17 protein-coding genes and 1 other RNA gene are annotated in these 16,898 nt (G+C 68.3%); 6 read left to right on the top strand and 12 right to left on the bottom strand.

The features are described from left to right. Positions 1-30: 30 nt before the first annotated feature. Together KQI11_RS10175 and KQI11_RS10170 are read right to left on the bottom strand one after the other, a co-directional pair. Positions 31-951 (bottom strand): RluA family pseudouridine synthase, encoded by a 921-nt coding sequence (locus KQI11_RS10175; protein WP_216402043.1) that lies wholly within the window; start codon positions 949-951, stop codon positions 31-33. A gap of 156 nt (positions 952-1,107) precedes the next feature. After that, a complete protein-coding gene (locus KQI11_RS10170) occupies positions 1,108-3,426 on the bottom strand; it encodes a beta-glucosidase family protein (protein ID WP_216402042.1) in 2,319 nt (772 codons plus the stop codon). Positions 3,427-3,616: 190 nt separating this feature from the next. Here KQI11_RS10170 and KQI11_RS10165 point away from each other — a divergent pair, with 190 nt between their 5' ends. Further along, entirely contained in the window at positions 3,617-4,525 is a 909-nt protein-coding gene (locus KQI11_RS10165) for an AraC family transcriptional regulator (protein ID WP_216402041.1), read from the top strand. Between the two features lie 19 nt (positions 4,526-4,544). Beyond that, positions 4,545-4,850: a hypothetical protein gene (locus KQI11_RS10160; protein WP_216402040.1), complete on the top strand. Its 306-nt coding sequence runs from the start codon at positions 4,545-4,547 to the stop codon at positions 4,848-4,850. A gap of 61 nt (positions 4,851-4,911) precedes the next feature. Here the strand turns inward: KQI11_RS10160 and KQI11_RS10155 are convergent, their stop codons facing one another. The 3 genes from KQI11_RS10155 to gdhA all read right to left on the bottom strand — a co-directional run bounded on the left by KQI11_RS10155 (position 4,912) and on the right by gdhA (position 7,999). Further along, positions 4,912-5,373, bottom strand: coding sequence for a YbhB/YbcL family Raf kinase inhibitor-like protein (locus KQI11_RS10155; RefSeq protein ID WP_216402039.1), 462 nt, complete (start codon positions 5,371-5,373; stop codon positions 4,912-4,914). A gap of 112 nt (positions 5,374-5,485) precedes the next feature. Beyond that, a complete protein-coding gene (locus KQI11_RS10150; protein WP_185916472.1) occupies positions 5,486-6,559 on the bottom strand; it encodes a branched-chain amino acid aminotransferase in 1,074 nt (357 codons plus the stop codon). Positions 6,560-6,646: 87 nt separating this feature from the next. Then, positions 6,647-7,999 (bottom strand): NADP-specific glutamate dehydrogenase, encoded by a 1,353-nt coding sequence (gene gdhA / locus KQI11_RS10145; protein WP_216402038.1) that lies wholly within the window; start codon positions 7,997-7,999, stop codon positions 6,647-6,649. A 335-nt stretch (positions 8,000-8,334) separates the two neighbouring features. On the opposite strand from gdhA, the gene KQI11_RS10140 reads away from it, so the two are divergent. Continuing rightward, the gene (locus tag KQI11_RS10140; protein ID WP_185916474.1) at positions 8,335-8,832 is read left to right on the top strand and encodes a TM2 domain-containing protein; all 498 of its coding nucleotides are present in this window, start codon (positions 8,335-8,337) and stop codon (positions 8,830-8,832) included. Between the two features lie 14 nt (positions 8,833-8,846). Beyond that, positions 8,847-9,193, top strand: an RNA gene (gene rnpB / locus KQI11_RS10135) — RNase P RNA component class A. Between the two features lie 59 nt (positions 9,194-9,252). Here the strand turns inward: rnpB and KQI11_RS10130 are convergent. From KQI11_RS10130 to KQI11_RS10110, 5 genes are all read right to left on the bottom strand, one after another. Next, positions 9,253-10,557: a hypothetical protein gene (locus tag KQI11_RS10130; protein WP_216402037.1), complete on the bottom strand. Its 1,305-nt coding sequence runs from the start codon at positions 10,555-10,557 to the stop codon at positions 9,253-9,255. Then, positions 10,554-11,081, bottom strand: coding sequence for a sigma-70 family RNA polymerase sigma factor (locus tag KQI11_RS10125; RefSeq protein ID WP_216402036.1), 528 nt, complete (start codon positions 11,079-11,081; stop codon positions 10,554-10,556). Before KQI11_RS10125 ends, KQI11_RS10130 begins: the two co-directional genes overlap by 4 nt. Before the next feature lie 120 nt (positions 11,082-11,201). Further along, on the bottom strand, positions 11,202-12,278 hold the full coding sequence (locus KQI11_RS10120) for a nucleoside hydrolase (protein WP_216402035.1): 1,077 nt from the start codon (positions 12,276-12,278) through the stop codon (positions 11,202-11,204). Positions 12,279-12,348: 70 nt separating this feature from the next. Further along, positions 12,349-13,329: an ATP-binding protein gene (locus tag KQI11_RS10115; RefSeq protein WP_216402034.1), complete on the bottom strand. Its 981-nt coding sequence runs from the start codon at positions 13,327-13,329 to the stop codon at positions 12,349-12,351. A 3-nt stretch (positions 13,330-13,332) separates the two neighbouring features. Further along, complete coding sequence (locus KQI11_RS10110; RefSeq protein WP_216402033.1) at positions 13,333-14,280, bottom strand: DnaD domain protein; 948 nt, start codon at positions 14,278-14,280, stop codon at positions 13,333-13,335. A 217-nt stretch (positions 14,281-14,497) separates the two neighbouring features. Between KQI11_RS10110 and KQI11_RS10105 the strand changes: the two genes are divergently transcribed. Continuing rightward, positions 14,498-15,343, top strand: coding sequence for a PHP domain-containing protein (locus KQI11_RS10105; protein WP_216402032.1), 846 nt, complete (start codon positions 14,498-14,500; stop codon positions 15,341-15,343). Between the two features lies 1 nt (position 15,344). After that, a complete protein-coding gene (locus KQI11_RS10100) occupies positions 15,345-15,599 on the top strand; it encodes a TIGR03905 family TSCPD domain-containing protein (protein WP_021661194.1) in 255 nt (84 codons plus the stop codon). Positions 15,600-15,723: 124 nt separating this feature from the next. On the opposite strand, the gene KQI11_RS10095 is transcribed toward KQI11_RS10100, so the two are convergent. Next, entirely contained in the window at positions 15,724-15,906 is a 183-nt protein-coding gene (locus KQI11_RS10095) for a hypothetical protein (RefSeq protein ID WP_216402031.1), read from the bottom strand. Beyond that, positions 15,903-16,610 carry an SDR family NAD(P)-dependent oxidoreductase gene (locus KQI11_RS10090; RefSeq protein ID WP_286172720.1) on the bottom strand — a complete coding sequence of 236 codons (708 nt, stop codon included), beginning with the start codon at positions 16,608-16,610 and terminating at the stop codon, positions 15,903-15,905. Before KQI11_RS10090 ends, KQI11_RS10095 begins: the two co-directional genes overlap by 4 nt. Between the last annotated feature and the right edge of the window lie 288 nt (positions 16,611-16,898).

Genomic DNA, 16,898 nt, shown 5'->3' with positions numbered 1-16,898 from the left:
TTTCCCCTTGAAAAGGAGCCCATTTTTCCCCTATTCCGGCACTTCCCGCCGCCAAAAGGGGAGGGTTTCCTCCCCCACCGGGCCGCAGAGGGCGGCCATGTCCGCCGGCAGGGGGGCAAACAGCCGCACCCACGCCCCCCTCTCCGGGTGGAAAAAGGCCAGCCCCGCGCAGTGCAGGGCCTGGCGGGAGAGGGCGGCGCAGTCCCCGCCGTAGAGGGCGTCGCCCAGCAGGGGGTGGCCCAGGTGGGCCATGTGCACCCGGATCTGGTGGGTGCGCCCGGTCTCCAGGGAAAAGGCCAGCAGGCTGCGCCCGCCGGGCAGGGGGCGCAGGGTGCGGTAGTGGGTCACCGCCCGCTGCCCGGCCGGGTCCACCCGGCGCAGGCCGCTGTCCTCCCCCGCCCGGGCGATGGGGGCGTCCACCGTCCCCGCAGGGGGCTGGGGGGCGCCGGACACCGCCGCCAGGTAGACCTTTTTCACCCAGGCCGGGCGGGCCACCAGCAGGGAGGCCGCCAGCTGGTTTTTCGCCACCAGCACGCAGCCGGTGGTGTCCTGGTCCAGCCGCCCCAGCACCCGAAAGGGGGCCTGCACCCCCAGCCGGTCGCAGTGGGCGGCAAAGACGTTGGCCAGGGTGTCGGCCGGGTGGGCCCAGGAGGTGTGGCAGGGCATCCCCGCCGGCTTGTCGAAGGCGACGAAGTCCTCGTCCTCCCAGAGGATGGGGACCGGGGTGTCGCAGCGGGCGTAGGTGTTGGCCTCCTCCCGCAGGGTGACTTCCAGCCTGTCCCCCTCGGCCAGCAGGTCCACGGTGCGGACGTGCGCCCCGTTTCGCAGCAGCCCCAGGGGGTCCTTTTTCAGGCGGGTCAGGGCCCGGCTGGAATACCCCTTTCCCTTTAAAAGGGACTTGACCGTCCGCCCGGCCTCCGCCGGGCCGATGGGGTAGACAAATCGGCGCACCGCTCTCCCCTCCCCTCTCTGCGCGCGGCGCAAAACAAAAATCAGTATAGCGCATCCGGCCGAAAAAAGCAAAACGCCGCCGCCCGGGTGGCCGGGCGGCGGCGTTGACGCGGTTTGGCAAGACTGCATATCTGCCCTCGCGGGGGTCCTTTTGGCCTACCTCTCGGCGGCCAGGGCGGCGTTGATCTTTTCCGTCAGCTCCTCGGCCATGGCCGGGGTGAAGCGGTCGCCGGTGGCGCCGTCCAGGTGCTGGGCCATCCCCCAGAAGATGACCTTGAAGTGCTCGTCCAGGGCGGGGCCGATCTGTTCGGGCAACAGCAGCCCCTTCTCCACCAGGTAGTCGTAAAAGACCCGGCGGGCGGTGGGGTTTTCCAGCAAGTCGGTGTAGTGGGTGTCGGTGGTCATAACGAAGGGGGCCGCCCGGTCGCTGACAAGCTGCAGCCGCTCCTCCAGGCGGATGTCCCGGGAGTGGAGGCCCACCTGCAGCAAATATTCGCCGCTGTCGGCCACCCAGCCGCAGGCCGGGTCATAGTAGCAGAAGTCCCGGCTGTCCAGCCAGAGCTCCACCCGCTTTTTCTCCCCGGGGGCCAGCTCCACCCGGCAGAAGGCCTTCAGCTCCCGCTCGGGGCGGGGCAGCTTGGAGCAGCGGTCGCACAGGTAGAGCTGCACCACCTCGGCCCCGGCCATGGAGCCGGTGTTCTCCACCTGGCAGGAGAAGCAGACCCGGCCGGGCAGCGCCAGCTCCCGGGTGGAGAGCTGGGGCTCGCTGTAGGCAAAATCGGTGTAGGAGAGGCCGTAGCCGAAGGGGTAGAGGGGCTCCACCCGCTTTTTGTCGTAGTAGCGGTAGCCGGCGTAGATGCCCTCGCAGTAGAAGTGGCTGTCCCCCGCGCCGGGGAAGTTGAGGTAGGCCGGGGTGTCCTCCAGCCGCTTGGGCAGGGTCACCGGCAGCCGGCCGCTGGGGTTTTGCAGCCCCCAGACGATCTCGGCGGCGGCGCGGCCGCTGCCCTCGCCGGAGAACCAGAGGTCCAGCACCCCGGCCACTCGGTCGATCCAGGGCATGGCCACCGACTCGCCGTTGTAGAGCAGCACCACCGTGTTGGGCTGCACCGCGGCCACCGCCTCCACAAGGGCCTCGGTGGCGGGTTCCAGGGCCATGGTCTTGCGGTTGAAGTCGTCGTCCTCGGGGGGGAGGAAGGCGCCGGCAAAGACCAGGGCCACCTCGGCCTCGGCCGCCGCCTTGGCCGCCTCGGCCAGCAGGGCGGGGTCGGTCTGGTAGTCGGCGGTGTAGCCGGGGGCAAACTGCAGCTGGCAGCCGGGGGCGGCCAGGGCGGCCAGCTCGTCAAAGGGGATGTCGGGGCAGCGGGCGTTGATGGCGGCGCAGCCGGTGCCGTTGAACTGGGGCTTTTTGGCCAGGTTGCCCAGCACCGCCACCTTTTTCACCCCTGGGCCCAGGGGGAGGACCCCGTCGTTTTTCAGCAGCACGGCGCACTGGGCGGCCGCCTTGCGGGCCAGCTGGTGGTGGGCCTGCCAGTCGACCTGGGGGCGCTCCTTCCCCTCCTTGCTGTAGCGCAGCACCAGCTTGAGGATCTGCCGGCAGCTCTCGTCCAGCCGCTCGGCGGGGATGCTGCCGTCCTCCACCCCGGCCACCAGGGCGTCGACGCAGCTCTTGCTGGGGGGCATCTGAAAGTTGAGCCCGGCCCGAAAGGCCTCCTTGGAGTTTTTGACCGCCACCCAGTCGCTCATCACCAGGCCGTCAAAGCCCCACTGCTCCCGCAAGATGTGGGTGAGCAGCTCCTCGCTCTCGCAGGCCTGCACCCCGTTGACCTTGTTGTAGGCCCCCATCACCGCGCAGGGGCGGGCCTTTCGCACCGCCCGCTCGAAGCCGGCGAGGTAGATCTCGTGCAGGGCGCGGGGCTCCACCACCGAGTCGATCCAGGTGCGCTTGTAGTCGGCGTTGTTGCAGGCAAAGTGCTTGATGCAGGCGGCCACCCCGCCGCTCTGGATCCCCTCCACCATCCCGGCAGCCATCTCCCCCGAGAGGGCCGGGTCCTCGGAATAGTACTCGAACCCACGGCCGGCCAGGGGATGGCGGCGCAGGTTCATCCCCGGGCCCAGGAGCATTCCCACCCCCTGGGCCTTGCACTCCTCGGCGATGGCGGCGCCCACCTCCCGGGCCAGCTCGGGGTTCCAGGAGCAGGCCAGGGCCGAGCCCGCCGGGTAGCAGGTGCTGGGGATGGTGCGGGCCAGGGCCTCTTCGCTGTCAAAGGAGAAGAACATCACGTTCTCATAGAGGTCGTTTTCCTCCTTGTCCTCGCTCCCCTGCTGCAGCCGCAGGCCGCTGGTGCCGTCGGCCATCACCAGGCTGGGCACCCCGTACTGGGGCATGGCCACCGTCTTCCAGTGGGTGGCGCCGGTGCAGAGGCGGGCCTTCTCCGCCAGGGTCATCTTCTGCAGGATCTCTTCGATTTGGTGCATTCTTTGCCCTCCCTTTCCCTTGGCCGCCGCGCCCCACGGCGGGCGGACGGCTGTCTCTGACTGCATTGTACCGCAGCGGGAGGGGGACTTTCCTTCCCATTTTCTGAAAAAAATAGGCAAAACTTGCGTTTTTCCATTGCAGTTTCGGGGCCAATCGGCTACCCTGAGAGGGAGGAGAGGAGGATGCGAGATGGCGGAGGCGATCTGGGAGCAGATGCGGCCCACCGGGCGGCTGCTGGGCAACCTCTACATCCACGGGGAGTCGGGCATCCACCCGGTCCCCGCCCACTGGCACCCCGAGCTGGAGGTCAACTGCTACCTCTCCACCCCGGTGGAGCTGGTGCTCAAGGGGGAGAGCTTCTCCCTGCCGGCGGGGGCGGTGGCCCTTGTGCCCGGGGGCGAGGTGCACAGCCTGACCCCCCACAAGACGGACGCGCCCGAGGGGATCTCGGTCTTTTTCACCCCGGCCCTGCTGCGGCAAAACGACGCCGGGTTCGACCGGACCGGCTTCCTGCGGGGGCCGGTGGAAAACCCCGCCCTGGCCGGGGCGATGGCCGCCCTGCTCGCCCAGTGGAGGGCGGCGGCGGGCGACCCCCTGGGGCACCTGCTGCTCAACGCCCGGTTTTGCGAGCTGCTGCACTGCCTGCTGCGCGACTGCCGGACGGCGGACGCCCCCCCGGGGGAGGGGAGCGTTCGCCAGTGGGAGCGCTGCCGCCAGGCCCTGGACTTTCTGGCCGGGCACTTTCGGGAACCGGTGAGCCTGGAGGGGACGGCGGCGGCGCTGGGGCTCTCGGCGACCCACCTGTCGCGGCTGTTCCGGCGCTGCCTGGGCACCGGCTTCAAGGCCCACCTCCAGTCCCTGCGGCTGGACTGGGCCCTGGGGCAGCTGGACGGCTGGGAGGGCGGGCTGCTGGACCTGGCCCTGGCGGCGGGCTTTGCCGACTACCGGGCCTTCTGCGCCGCCTTCCGCCGCCGCTTCGGGGTGACCCCCCTGCAGTACCAAAAGGGGCGGCAGATGGGGGAGGAGCCCTTCTCCCGCGCCCCCTGGATCGGCTGGGAGCGGGGCGGGGGGACGACCACCGGCCCGGGCGACCGGTGATATAGAAGGGGGAAGGACAGTGAAGAGATGGTGTGCCCGCTGTGGGTTTTGGTTTCCGGCAATCGGCATTCTGCTGGTGTTGGCGAGGGAGTGCGCCCTGCCCTCCTCCCGCTGGCAAAACCTGCTGCCCCTGGCCAACCTGCCCCTCACCGCCCTGCTGCACTGGCTGGCGCCGGGGGTGCTCTCCCCCCTCTCCGACGGGGTCTCCCTCACCCGCTGGCAGACGCTGGCGCGGTGGCTGCCCTACTACCTGCTCTTTGTGCTGAGCTATCTGGGGTACGGGCTGCTGTTGGACTGGCTCCTGCGGCGAAAAAAGCGCCGCTGACGGACAAAACAGGGGACCGCTGACAGCGGTCCCCTGTTTTTCTTCCCCATCCAAACGGAAATCAGAGAAAGTGCCCGGTGAGGGCCGCCTCCTGCAGGATGTGCCCCCGAATGGCCGCCAGCAGCTGCCGCTTTCGCGCCGTGGGGGGCAGTTCCAGCCGGCAGTCGAGGGCAAAGACCCGGAAGCGGTAGCGGTGGGACCAGCGAAAGGGGGGCTTGGGGCCCCGGTACCTATTTTTGCCGTAGCCCACCCCCTGCACCGCCTGGTCGAGGGGGCCCACCGCCCCGCCCCCGGGCAGGCCGCCGGGGAGGCGGGCGGCGGGCGGGATGTTCCAGACCACCCAGTGGTTGTAGGCCGGGACGGGGTGGTCCAGGTCGTCCAGCAACAGGGCGAGGGTGACCGCCCCCTCGCAGAGCCCGGTCAGGACCAGTTCGGGGGAGCGGTCCTCCCCGTAGCCGGTGTGCTCGGTCGGGATGAGGCCTCCCTCTTCAAAACAGGGGGAGGAGAGGGACAGTTCCTTCACGCTGCAGTTCCCCTTTCTCTTTTCGCCCTTCGCCCCGCGGCAAAAGAGAGGCCCCGGCGCGGGTGGCCGGGGCCTCGCCTGTGCGCCCGGGCACAGGGGATCTTTGGGCTGTTTACTTGCAGACTTCCACCGACCAGCCGGCGGGGCCCTCGATCTTGCCCCACTGAATGCCGGTGAGGGTGTCGTAGAGGCGCTGGGAGACGGGGCCGATCTGGCCGCCGCCGATCTCCATCACCTTGTCGCCCCACTTGAGCTCGCCCACCGGGGAGACCACGGCGGCGGTGCCGGTGCCGAAGCACTCTTTGAGCAGGCCCTTGTCGTAGGCCTCGGCCACCTCGTCGATGGCCAGGCGGCGCTCGCTGACTTTCAGCCCCCAGCCGGCCATCAGCTCCAGGGCGGACTTGCGGGTGATGCCGGAGAGGATGCTCCCCTGCAGGGCGGGGGTCACCACCTCGTCGCCGATGACGAAGAAGATGTTCATGGCGCCCACCTCTTCAATGTAGCGCCGCTCGACCCCGTCGAGCCAGAGGACCTGGGCGTACTTCTGCTCAGACGCCTCCTCCTGCGCCTTGAGGCTGGCGGCGTAGTTGCCGCCGGTCTTGGCAAAGCCCATCCCGCCCCGCACGGCGCGGACATAGGACTTCTCGACGTAGATCTTGATCGGGTCGAGCCCGGCGGCGTAGTAGGGGCCGGAGGGAGAGAGGACCACCACGTAGTAGTAGCTGTTCGAGGCGTGCACCCCCAGCTTGCCCTCGGTGGCGATGATGAAGGGGCGGATGTAGAGGGAGGCGTCGGGGATGTGGGGCACCCAGTCGCGCTCGATCTCCACCAGCTGCTTCAGGGCCTTCAGGCAGAAGGCCTCGTCCACTTTGGGGATGCACAGCCGTTCGCAGGAGGTGTTGAGCCGCTTGAAGTTCTCCTCCGGGCGGAAGAGGAGGATGCGGCCGTCGGCGGCGCGGTAGGCCTTCATCCCCTCAAAGACCTCCTGCCCGTAGTGCAGGCACATGGCGGACGGGTCCAGCGGCAGGGGGCCGTAGGGCTTGATGACGGGGTCGTGCCAGCCCTGGCCCTCGGTGTACTCCATCACGAACATGTAGTCGGTGAAAATCGAGCCGAAGCCCAGCTTGCTCTCGTCCTGGGGTTTGGCTTTGAGGGCGGCGGCCCGCTCGAATTTGATCTCGGTCATGGTACTCTCTCCTTTTCTCGTGGCTTTCTTTTCATTGTAACACGCGGGGGGCGGTTGTCAATCGCCCGCCGGGCGGGAGAGACCGCCCTAGTAGGCGACCCCCTGGGCCAACATGGCGTCGCAGACCTTGGTGAAGCCGGCGATGTTGGCCCCCACCACCAGGTTGCCCTGGCGGCCGTACTTCTCGGCGGCCTCGTAGGCGCTGTGGAAGATGCCCACCATGATGCCCTGCAGCTTCTGGTCCACCTCTTCGGCGCTCCAGCTGTAGCGCATGGAGTTCTGGCTCATCTCCAGGCCGGAGGTGGCCACCCCGCCGGCGTTGGCGGCCTTGGCGGGCCCAAAGAGGACCCCCGCCTGCAGGAAGGCCTCCACGGCCTCGGGGGTGGAGGGCATGTTGGCCCCCTCGGCCACGGCCATCACCCCGTTTTTGATGAGGGCGGCGGCGCCGTCGGCGTCCAGCTCGTTCTGGGTGGCGCAGGGGAGGGCGATGTCGCAGGGGGTGTTCCAGATGCCGCGGCTGCCCTCGGTGTAGGTGGCGCCGGAGACCCGGGCGGCGTACTCGCGGATGCGCCCGCGCTCCACCTCTTTGATCTGCTTGATGACCGCCAGGTCGACGCCCCGCTCGTCGACGATGTAGCCGGCGGAGTCGGAGAGGGCGATGACCTTGGCCCCCAGCTCGGTGGCCTTCTGGGCGGCGTAGATGGCCACGTTGCCCGAGCCGGAGATGACCACCGTCTTCCCGGCGAAGGAGTCGCCCTTCATCTCGGCGAGCATCTCCTGGGTGAAGTAGCACAGGCCGTAGCCGGTGGCCTCGGTGCGCACCAAGCTGCCCCCGTAGGTGAGGCCCTTGCCGGTGAGGACGCCGGTGAACTCGTTTTTCAGACGCTTGTACTGGCCGAAGAGGTAGCCCACCTCCCGCGCGCCCACGCCGATGTCCCCGGCGGGCACGTCGGTGTCGGGGCCGATGTGGCGGTAGAGCTCGGTCATAAAGCTCTGGCAAAAGCGCATGATCTCCAGGTCGGACTTGCCCTTGGGGTCAAAGTCGGAGCCGCCCTTGCCGCCGCCCATGGGCAGCCCGGTCAGGCTGTTTTTGAACACCTGCTCAAAGCCCAAGAACTTGATGACCGAGGCGTTGACGGTGGGGTGCAGCCGCAGGCCGCCCTTGTAGGGGCCGATGGCCGAGTTGAACTGGACCCGAAAGCCCCGGTTGACCTGCACCCTGCCGCTGTCGTCCACCCAGGGGACGCGAAAGACGATCATCCGCTCGGGCTCGACCATCCGCTCGATCACGCCCCACTTCTCGATTTCCGGCCGGGCCTGGATCACCGGCTCCAGGGACTCCAACACCTCGCGCACGGCCTGCAAAAATTCCGGCTCCCCGGCATTTCTCTTGCAGACGGCGTCGTAGACTGTGGTGAGGTACTCGCTTTGAAAGGACATACTCATTTCCTCCTTCTTCTCCCCGCAGGGTGTGCTTTCATACTTTATATCGGTACAGTATGGAGTTATTGTACTGCGGGAAACCCCGCCAATGCAACTGTTTTTGCGAGAAAGCCGCCAATCGCCGCCACTTTCAGAGCATTTTATAGTTCACCGGGCGGCAAACCGGTTTTGCTTTGTGAAAAATTGCAAGAACCGGGCACCCAAAATTGCAAAGTGGCGGTTTGGCTTGCGAACGGGCCGAGCTCCTGCTATAATAGATACGCTCTAACAGCGCAACAGTGCAAACGACAGAACGGCGGGCGACAAGGCCCGCGCGCGAAAGGAACATCGCTATGACCTGTAAACAGTGCGGCGCATATCTCCCCGACGACGCCACCTTCTGCCCGGTCTGCGGCTGTGCCAAAGACCCCGGCCAGGGGGCCGGGGCCCAGCAGCAAGCCGGCGGGTACCAGCAGCAGGGGCAGCCCTACCAGCAGTCCTACCAGCAGCAGGGCCAGGGGTACTACCAGCAGGGCGGCCAGGGGCACTACTGCAGCACCTGCAACAACTTCCTGCCCGCAGGCACCGCCGTCTGCCCCTACTGCGGGGCGCGCCAGTACGTGCCGGGCTACCCCCAAAAGTCCAAGGTGGCGGCCGGGGTGCTGGGCATCCTCCTGGGCGGTTTTGGCGCCCACAACTTCTACCTGGGCTACACCGGCAAGGCGGTCTTGCAGTTGGTTTTGACCCTGTGCAGCTGCGGCATCGCCAGCCTCTGGGGCTTTATCGAGGGGATCTTGATCCTCACCGGCTCCATCGGCACCGACGCCAACGGCGTCCCCCTGAGCAACTGATCTTTGTTTTCTAGCGAGTAGACCATGTGGCGGCGCGCGAGGCTCGAAAGGGCCCGCGTGAGGAAAGTCCGGGCTCCATCGGGCAAGGGTAACTGCTAACGGCAGCCGAAGGCGACTTTAGGGAAAGTGCAACAGAAAGAAACCGCCGGGGTCCCCCCCGGCAAGGGTGGAAAGGCGAGGTAAGAGCTCACCAGCGCACAGGAGACTGTGCGGCTCTGTAAACCCTACCCGGAGCAACACCGCACAGAGGGCAGATGGGCGCCCGACCCGTCCTCGACAAGGTGGCTAGAGCTGCGCGGCGACGCGCAGTCGAGATAGATCGTCACACATGACAGAACCCGGCTTATGGTTTAGTCGCTTGAAAAAGGCCCGGCGCACAGCGAGAGCTGCGCGCCGGGCTTTTCTTCTGTGCGGCCGCCGTCAGTCAAACCGGGCGGCAAAGCTGCCCGCGCGCTTCAGGGTCGCCGAGAAGAGATAGAAGCGGACCGGCTCCTCCCCCTGTGCGGGGAAGGTGGCGCTGCCCCTGTCGCGCTCAAAGAGGGTGCACCGCCAGGGAAACAGCTCCTCGCTGGACAGGGGGCCGCCATCAAACAGGGCCTGGAAGGCGGCCTTCTGGCCGGTCAGGTCCGCGGCGCAGGCCTCCTTCAGCTCGCCCCCCTCAAACAGCTCCTGCTGAAACTGCACCGTCACCTCTTCGCCCCGGCGGTACATCTGGGTGAGGCGGAAGGGCACCCCCTCCACCACAAAGGGGATGTCGAGGGCGCGGCGCTGCCCCTCCTCCAGGGCGGGCAGGGCGATGAAGTCCTCGCCGCCGTCCCGCCCGCAGGTGACGGACAGCCCCCAGAAGCGGACGGCCGTCACCCGCTCCCCCGCAGGCATCCCCTGGGGGACATAGACCTCCGCCCCCGCCCCGTCGGGCGCACCGCTGTAGATCTGGCCGGTCTCGGACTCGAACTCCAGCAGGTCGGGGCGGTAGCGGATCCCCGTCCGCCCGGCGCGGTCCTCGATGGCGATGGCCACGGCGCGGTTGTCCTCCCGCAGGGGGAGGAAGGTGACCGCCACCTGCCCGTCCTCTACCCGGGAAACCGCCTCGGGCGGCTGCCGCGGGGGAGCGGTCATCTGAAGGGGATGGGCGGTCCCGCCGGCCAACCGCAGGGCCAACTGCTCCTCCTCCCCCACCCCGCGAAAGCGGAGGGCGGCGCCCATCCACTGCACCCCGTCCTCAAACCGGCCGGTACTGAAATGGGGCCAGTAAAAGTCCGAACTGCACCCGCCCTCCCAGGAGAGCTGCGGGGCCAGGGCGTCGAGAAAGGCAAACCCCTGCTCCTGGGAGGGGAAGGTCCCCTCCTGCAGGGGGGCCTCCATCTGCAGCGAGAGCTGCAAGGTCCCGTCAGGCAGGCGGTAGGCGCTCTCGATGCGGTAGCGGCGGCCCCCCTCTTCAAACGCCACCGGCTCCGCCAGCAACAGGTATCCCGCGGGCTGCTGGGTGCTGATGCCGCCACCGAAGAGGTAGGTGTAGAGCTGCCGCACGGCGGCCGAGACCTCCTCCCGGTAGTAGGCGGTGCACAGCAGCAGGAGCAGCGCCGCCGCGGTCGCCAGCACCCGGCGCAGGGCCGGTCGGGCCCGCCTTGCCGCCGCGGGGGCGGAGGGAGCAAAGGTCTCCTCGGTCAGTTGCAGCAGGAGGTCCTCCCCCAGCCAACCGTCCCAATCCCAATCGCGCATCATCGCTCCCCCTCCCCTTCCAGCTGTTCGACGAGGGCGGCGAGCTTCTTTTTGAGCCGGCTGCCCCTGGTGGTGACGGCGCTGTCGCTGATGTGCAGGCACCGGGCGATTTCGCGGGTGTTGTAGCCGTAGAGGTATTTGAGGGTGAAGAGGGCCCGCTCCTGGGGCCCGAGGGAGGCCACCAACTCCTGCAGCAGCTCCTTTTGCCCCTCGCTCGGCGCGGGGACCGGGCAGATCTCCTCCTGCAAGGGCAGTTGCGGGCGGGCCAGCAGCCGGCGGCGGCAGTCCAGCGCCCGGCTGCGGCTGAGCACCCGCACATAGGCCTCAAGGCTCGCCCGCGCGGCGTCGTACCGCTGCGGCCGGGCAAACAGCTCGGCCAGGGCGTCGGCCGCGCACTCCTCCGCGTCCTCTCTGCTGCCGGTCCCCCGCAAGATCCGCGCCGCCGTCTCTCTGGCCAGGGCGTAGCAGCGCCGGTAGAGGGCCTCCCGCTCGGGGCCCTCGGCGGGGATCGCCCACCGCTCCTTCATCGCGCACCGCCTCCTCTCACCAATGAATACGGATGCGGGGGGCTGTTTGTCACCGCCCGCCCCCCTCTCCGCCAAAAAAAGCGGCCTGTCCGCCGGACAGGCCGCAGGGGGCGCCGCCGCTCAACCGGCGGCATAGAAGTCCATCATTCGCAGGAGCATGGCCTGAAAGAGGGCGTTGTCCACCCTCAGGGCCAGCCGGCAGTTGCCCCCCTCCCCCTTCCTGGGGTTGATGGCGGTGGTCTTTCCGTCGTCTCCGGAGCCCGGTCTGGCCTGCACCCGCAGGTCGGCCGCCTGGGTGGTGACCACCGGCGGGTTGACCACGCTGGCCACGGCCAGGGCATCGTTGAGGGTGAGGCCGGACTGGCTGCTCCGGGTGGCGGCGTAGTCGGCGATCCCCTTTAGCAGGGCGGAGGCGCGCCCCTCCTTTTCCAGGAGGACCGCCAGGTTGTCCTGGCTCAAATAGGTCTTTGTGGTGACGTCGAGCCCCACGACGGTGAGGGGGACGCCGCTGGCCAGCACCACCTGCCAGGCCTCGGGGTCGCTGTAGACGTTGAACTCGGCCTGGGCGGTGATGTTGCCCCCGCTGAGGCTGCTGCCCATGACGGTGATCTTCGCCAGGTACTGGGGCAGGTCGGGGTATTTTTGCAGGGCAGTGGCGACGTTGGTGAGGGGGCCCAGGGCGATGACCTGCAGCTCTCCCCCGGCGGCCACCGCCTCCTGGTAGAGCCGGTCCCAGGCGGGCAGGCTGTCAAACGCCCTTCCGGGATCGGGCAGCTTGACCCCGCCCAGGCCGTTGCTGCCGTGGGCGTACTCGGCGGTGACCGCCTCCCTCGAGAGGGGGGCCGCCGCCCCCTGGGAGACCGGGCAGTCGATCCCCAGGTAGGCGCAGAGGGCCAGGGCGTTGGGGCCGGTGTGGGCGAGGGGGGCATTGCCCTGCACCGCGCAGACAGCGCGGATGTCAAGCTGCTCACAGCTGGCGGCCAGGGCCAGGGCATAGGCGTCGTCGGTCCCGGGGTCGCAGTCGATGACCACCGGGACGGGGCCGGTCACCGGCTTCCCCAGCGGCAGGTTTTGGCGATCGCCCCCCGCGTCCAGGGGAAGGGCGCCCTCCTTCGCCGGGGGGCCGCCGCAGCCGCTCAGCAGCAGCGCGCAGGTCAGCAGGGCGGCCGCCGCCCCTTTCCAGAAACTTCTCTTCATGGTGGGTCCCTCCTTTTGCAGCGGGGGCCGCCCTCTCCCGCTGGGGAAAAGGCGGCCCTATCCACGGCCTTTAAAGGCCGTTTTTCATGGCCAGCCGCACGTCGCTGCCCACAAAGCGGACGTCCACGTAGGAGCCCGCCAGGCGGGAGGTGATGCGGTCGGTGTAGGCTTGGGAGATCTCGGCAAAGGTGAGGTTGGTGTTGACGATGGTGGGCCGCCCGGCGGAGAGCCGGGTGTTGACCAGGGTGTAGAGGGTGGAGACGGCAAAGGGGGTGGAGAACTCGCTGCCCAGGTCGTCGAGGATGAGCAGGTCGCAGCCCAGCAGGGAGGCCAAGGTGTCCCCCTGCCGGTCGGCGCCGAACTTCTCTCGCTCCAGGATGGCGACAAAGTTTCCAAAGCTGCCGTAGAGGACGGAAAATCCCCTCTGGATGACCTGGCTGGCAATGGCCAGGGAGAGGTGGGTCTTGCCCAGGCCGGTGGCCCCCATCATCAGCAGGTTGGGGCTGTGCAGGCCAAAGTGGGCGGCGTAGTCCTTGCAGTAGGCCAGCACCTCCCCCATCACCTCAAAGGGGGTGTCGCCGGGGCGGCCCTCCCTGCTGTAATAGCGCAGGTCAAAACTGTCGAAGGAGCACAGCCGCAGCCCCGACTGGCGGTTGATGCGCTCGGCCTCCACCTGGCGCAAAAGGGCGCCGTAGCAGTGGCAGCGGCGGTTGCCCACCGCGCCGGTGTCCTGGCAGTCGGGGCAGGTGAAGGGGGGCTTGAGGTAGTCCTCCGGCCAGCCGTTTTCCCGCAGGAGGCGGGCCTTCTCCTCGGCGAGGGCGGCCCCCCGCTGGCGCAGCCCCTCCAGCAGTTCCCCCCGGTCGGCGCCGGCGGAGATGACGGCCTTGGCCACCCCGGCCCCGGTGCGGCGCAGCTCCCCGTCCACCTGGGCCAGGCGGGGGCACCGCTCGTAGCACTCCCGCCGGCGGCGGGCCTGCTCCTCAAAGGCGGCGCGGCGGCGCTGGGACAGGAGCTGGTGGACCCGGTCGTAGACGGCTTTTTCATAGGCCATGGGCTATTCCCCCTCTCTCTTTTTGGCGGTCGGCAGGCGGGTGCGGGACTGGTCCAGGGCGGCGACGTCGAAGGAGGGGGCAAACCCCTTCCCCCTGTTGCCGGGGGCGGCGGGCCGCTGCTCGGCCTGCACCTCCCCCAGGGTGCGGTAGCCCTTGAGGTACCAGGACTTGAGGATGGAGTGGATGTAGGAGAAGAGCACCTTGCCCTTGCGGTCGACGCAGATCTCATAGGCCGCCTTCACCACCTCGTCGGGGAAGCCGTACTCCTCCAGCCAGGTGTAGCAAAACTGCTCCTCCTTCTTGGTGAGGACCCGGTCGTGGATGCCGAAGAGGCTGCGCACCCGCTCCTGCGCATCCCGGCTGCGCAGCAGCTTTTGGATGTGGGCGTCCGCCTTCTCCACCGTGTCGATGCCGCTCTCCAGCCAGCCGATGCCGGTGCGCTCGATATAGCCCACCTTGCAGCGGCCCACCGAGCGGCAGTAGCCCACCAGCATGAGGATCACCGCCACCGGCAGCCCGTGCAGGGCGTGGAGGCTGACGAGCATGTTGGCCTCGGTGGGGGAGATGGGGCGGCCGAAGACCGACTGGCACTCCCCCAACAAAAACTGCACCTCTTCGCTGTCGGCGGCGATGGCGTTGACCTCCTGCCGGGAGAGGCGGGTGGTGGTGCCGATGGCGGCGGTCTTGACCGGCTCGGCCTGGGGGGCCGGGGCCTCGCTGCGCACCAGCAGCCCCTGGCCGGCCCACCACTCCAGCGCCCGGTCCACCTGCAGCACGCTCAGCCCCAACTGCTGGGAGAGTTCCAGCGGGGCGATGGTGGCGGGCTGGGCGGCGAGGATGTGGCAGAACACCTGGGCCATCTCCTGCGGGCAGCCGGCGGCCATCAGCTGCAGCGCCCGCTGCGGGACGGCGGCGGCCTGGGCGTAGGACTGGTAGTTGAGCTGGTACACGGCGGGCGACCCCCTTTCTGCTTGCATTGCGGGGCGGCGGCCCCGTTTATCTGCCTTCTATTATACGGGAGGGGGCGGGGTTTGTCCAAACCTATTTTTCCCTGCCGCGGCAAAGGAGGGGGGCGAAAAATCGGCCGCGCCCTCCCCCCTGGACTTTTTTGGGCTTTTGGCGTATACTTTTTGGGAAATCCATATCGAAGAGAGGGGGCGGGGCGCCGTGTCCGCCGATCTGCACTGCCACAGCCGGTTTTCCGACGGGGCCATGGAGATCCCGCAACTGCTGAAACTGGCCCGCCGGGCAGGGCTTGACCACCTGGCCATCACCGACCACGAGACCTTTCACGGCTACGACTACGCCGCCGAGCTGGCGGCGGGATACGGCCTGAAAATCATCAAGGGGATCGAGCTGTCCGCCCGGGACCCGGCCAACGGCCGCAGCGTGCACGTTCTGTGCTACCTGCCCCGGGACACCGCGGAGATCGAGGCCCTCTGCGAGCGGACCCGGCGGGCGCGGATGAAGGCCGGCTTCGTCATGGCCCGGCGGCTCTGCGCCCTCTACCCCCAGCTGACGCTGGAGGAGATCTTCGCCCGCAGCTACGACAGCGAGTGCCTCTACAAACCCCACATGATGCAGGCCCTGCAGCAAAAGGGGGTGGCCGAGGACGCCCGCTACGGCGGCCCCCTCTTCCACCAGCTCTTTGACCCCGGCACCGGCAGCTGCTTTGAGCCCATCGACTACCCCAGCGTCTACGAGGTGCTGGAGATCGCCCGCCGCAGTGGCGGCTGGGTGATATTGGCCCACCCCTCGGTCTACCGGAGCATGGAGCTGGCCGAGGCCCTCTGCCGGGAGGGGGCCGTGGACGGGCTGGAGATCGACCACCCCCGCAACACCGAGGCGGACAAGGTCCGGCTGCGGCAACTGGCGGCGGAATACGGGCTGCTGGTCACCGGCGGGACCGACTTTCACGGCCACGCCCCCCAAAAGGACAACCCGCTGGGCACCGGCAACACCGCCGGCGACCAGTTGGAAATCATACTGAAAGGCAAAAAGGAGAGACTGTAAAATGAAACACACCTATATCCCCAAAGGCGTTTGCTCCCGCCAGATCACCATCGACGTGGAGGACGGGATCATCAAGAGCGTGGAGTTCGTGGGCGGCTGCGCCGGCAACACCGCCGGGGTGTCCAAGCTCTGCGTCGGCCGCAAGGTGGACGACGTGATCGAGCTGCTGCGGGGCACCCAGTGCCGCAACGGCACCTCCTGCCCCGACCAGCTCTCCTACGCGCTGGAAGAGACCAAGGAGCTGGTGGGCGCCTAAAGGCGGCCCACAGGCGGCAAAAGGGGGCGGGCCCTTCTTCACAGGGGAGAGGGCCCGCCCCCTTTGTTTGCCCCGTTGGCCCCCCGCCCGGTCGGAGGCGGCGGCAGGGGCGGAGGAGCAGGGGTCACAGATACCGCTGCACCGACTTGGTCCAGCCCCACATCACCGCCCTTTGGGGGAGGCGTTTGGCGACCAGGTGCATCCACTCGACATAGAGGGTGCAGACCGACTGGTCCCGTTCAGCGTCTTTCAGGGCCTTTCGCGCCGCGGGGGCGGGGAGGACCAGGCGGGGATAGCGCACCTTCACGCCCCCATCTCCCGGGCCAGCGTCCCGGTGTCCACCCAGCCGGGGCAGACGGCGGCGGTAAGCCCCGTCCCCCGCGTCTCCGCGTGCAGCGCCCGGGTATAGCTGCGGACAAAGGCCTTGGACGAGGCGTAGAGGTTGAGGTAGGGCACCAGCTGAAAGGCCGACTGGGAGGCGATGTCGAGGATGTGCCCCCCGAAGCCATAAAGGGGAGGCAGATCGCGCAGAAGGAGACCACCGCCGTGCAGTTGACGGGCACCAGGCGGGCCCGCCTGCTCCGGCGAAAAGCGGCCGGTGGGGGCCAGTTCCTCCCCCACGCCGGCGCTGCCAATCAGGTAGGCGACAGCGCACCGCTGCTCCCGCAACCGGCGCTCCAGCGCCTGGGCGCTCTCCGCCGCGGCCAGGTCCAGGGACAGGGGGACGATCCGCTCCCCCCAACGGGCCCTCAAGGCGGCCAGCTTCTCCCCGTCTCGGGCGACACACCAGATCTCGTCCGGCGCCCTCTCCGTCAACTGCTCGACAAAGGCGCGGCCGAGGCAGTCGCTGGCCCCGGTGACAATGGCAATGACTGCAAAATCGCTTCTCCTCTCGCTCGGTGCGCCCCGCCGCCAACGGCCGGGGCCGGCTTTTCCCCCTATCCTACATCTGCGGGCCGAAAAAGGAAAACGGGGTCTGTCAAAGGGCCGGTCGGCTGGGCAGAGGGGCAATACCGCCGGGATGGCCAAGCCCTGTGTCGGCCGCAGGAGGGCAGCACAATCGAGCCGTTGCGGGACACCCTGCGTCGAAACGACATCGCCTTCTCCGACCAGTTCTCCTGCGCGCTAGAAGAAGCCGGGGAGCCGACTGGCAGCCCACAGGCGGCAAAAGGCGGAGCGCCCGGACTCCTCCCTGTAAAGTGAAATGGTCCGGGCGCTCTTTGTCGCCCATCTCGAGCTGGTGCAGAAGCGGCAGTCCACACTGAGAAAAAGGGCTCTCAAAAAGCGCGAAGATGCCCT

The organism is Acetanaerobacterium sp. MSJ-12 (genome assembly GCF_018917875.1).
Taxonomy (GTDB): Bacteria; Bacillota; Clostridia; order Oscillospirales; family Ruminococcaceae; genus Bittarella; species Bittarella massiliensis.
This window is presented reverse-complemented; position numbering and strand designations above follow the sequence as displayed.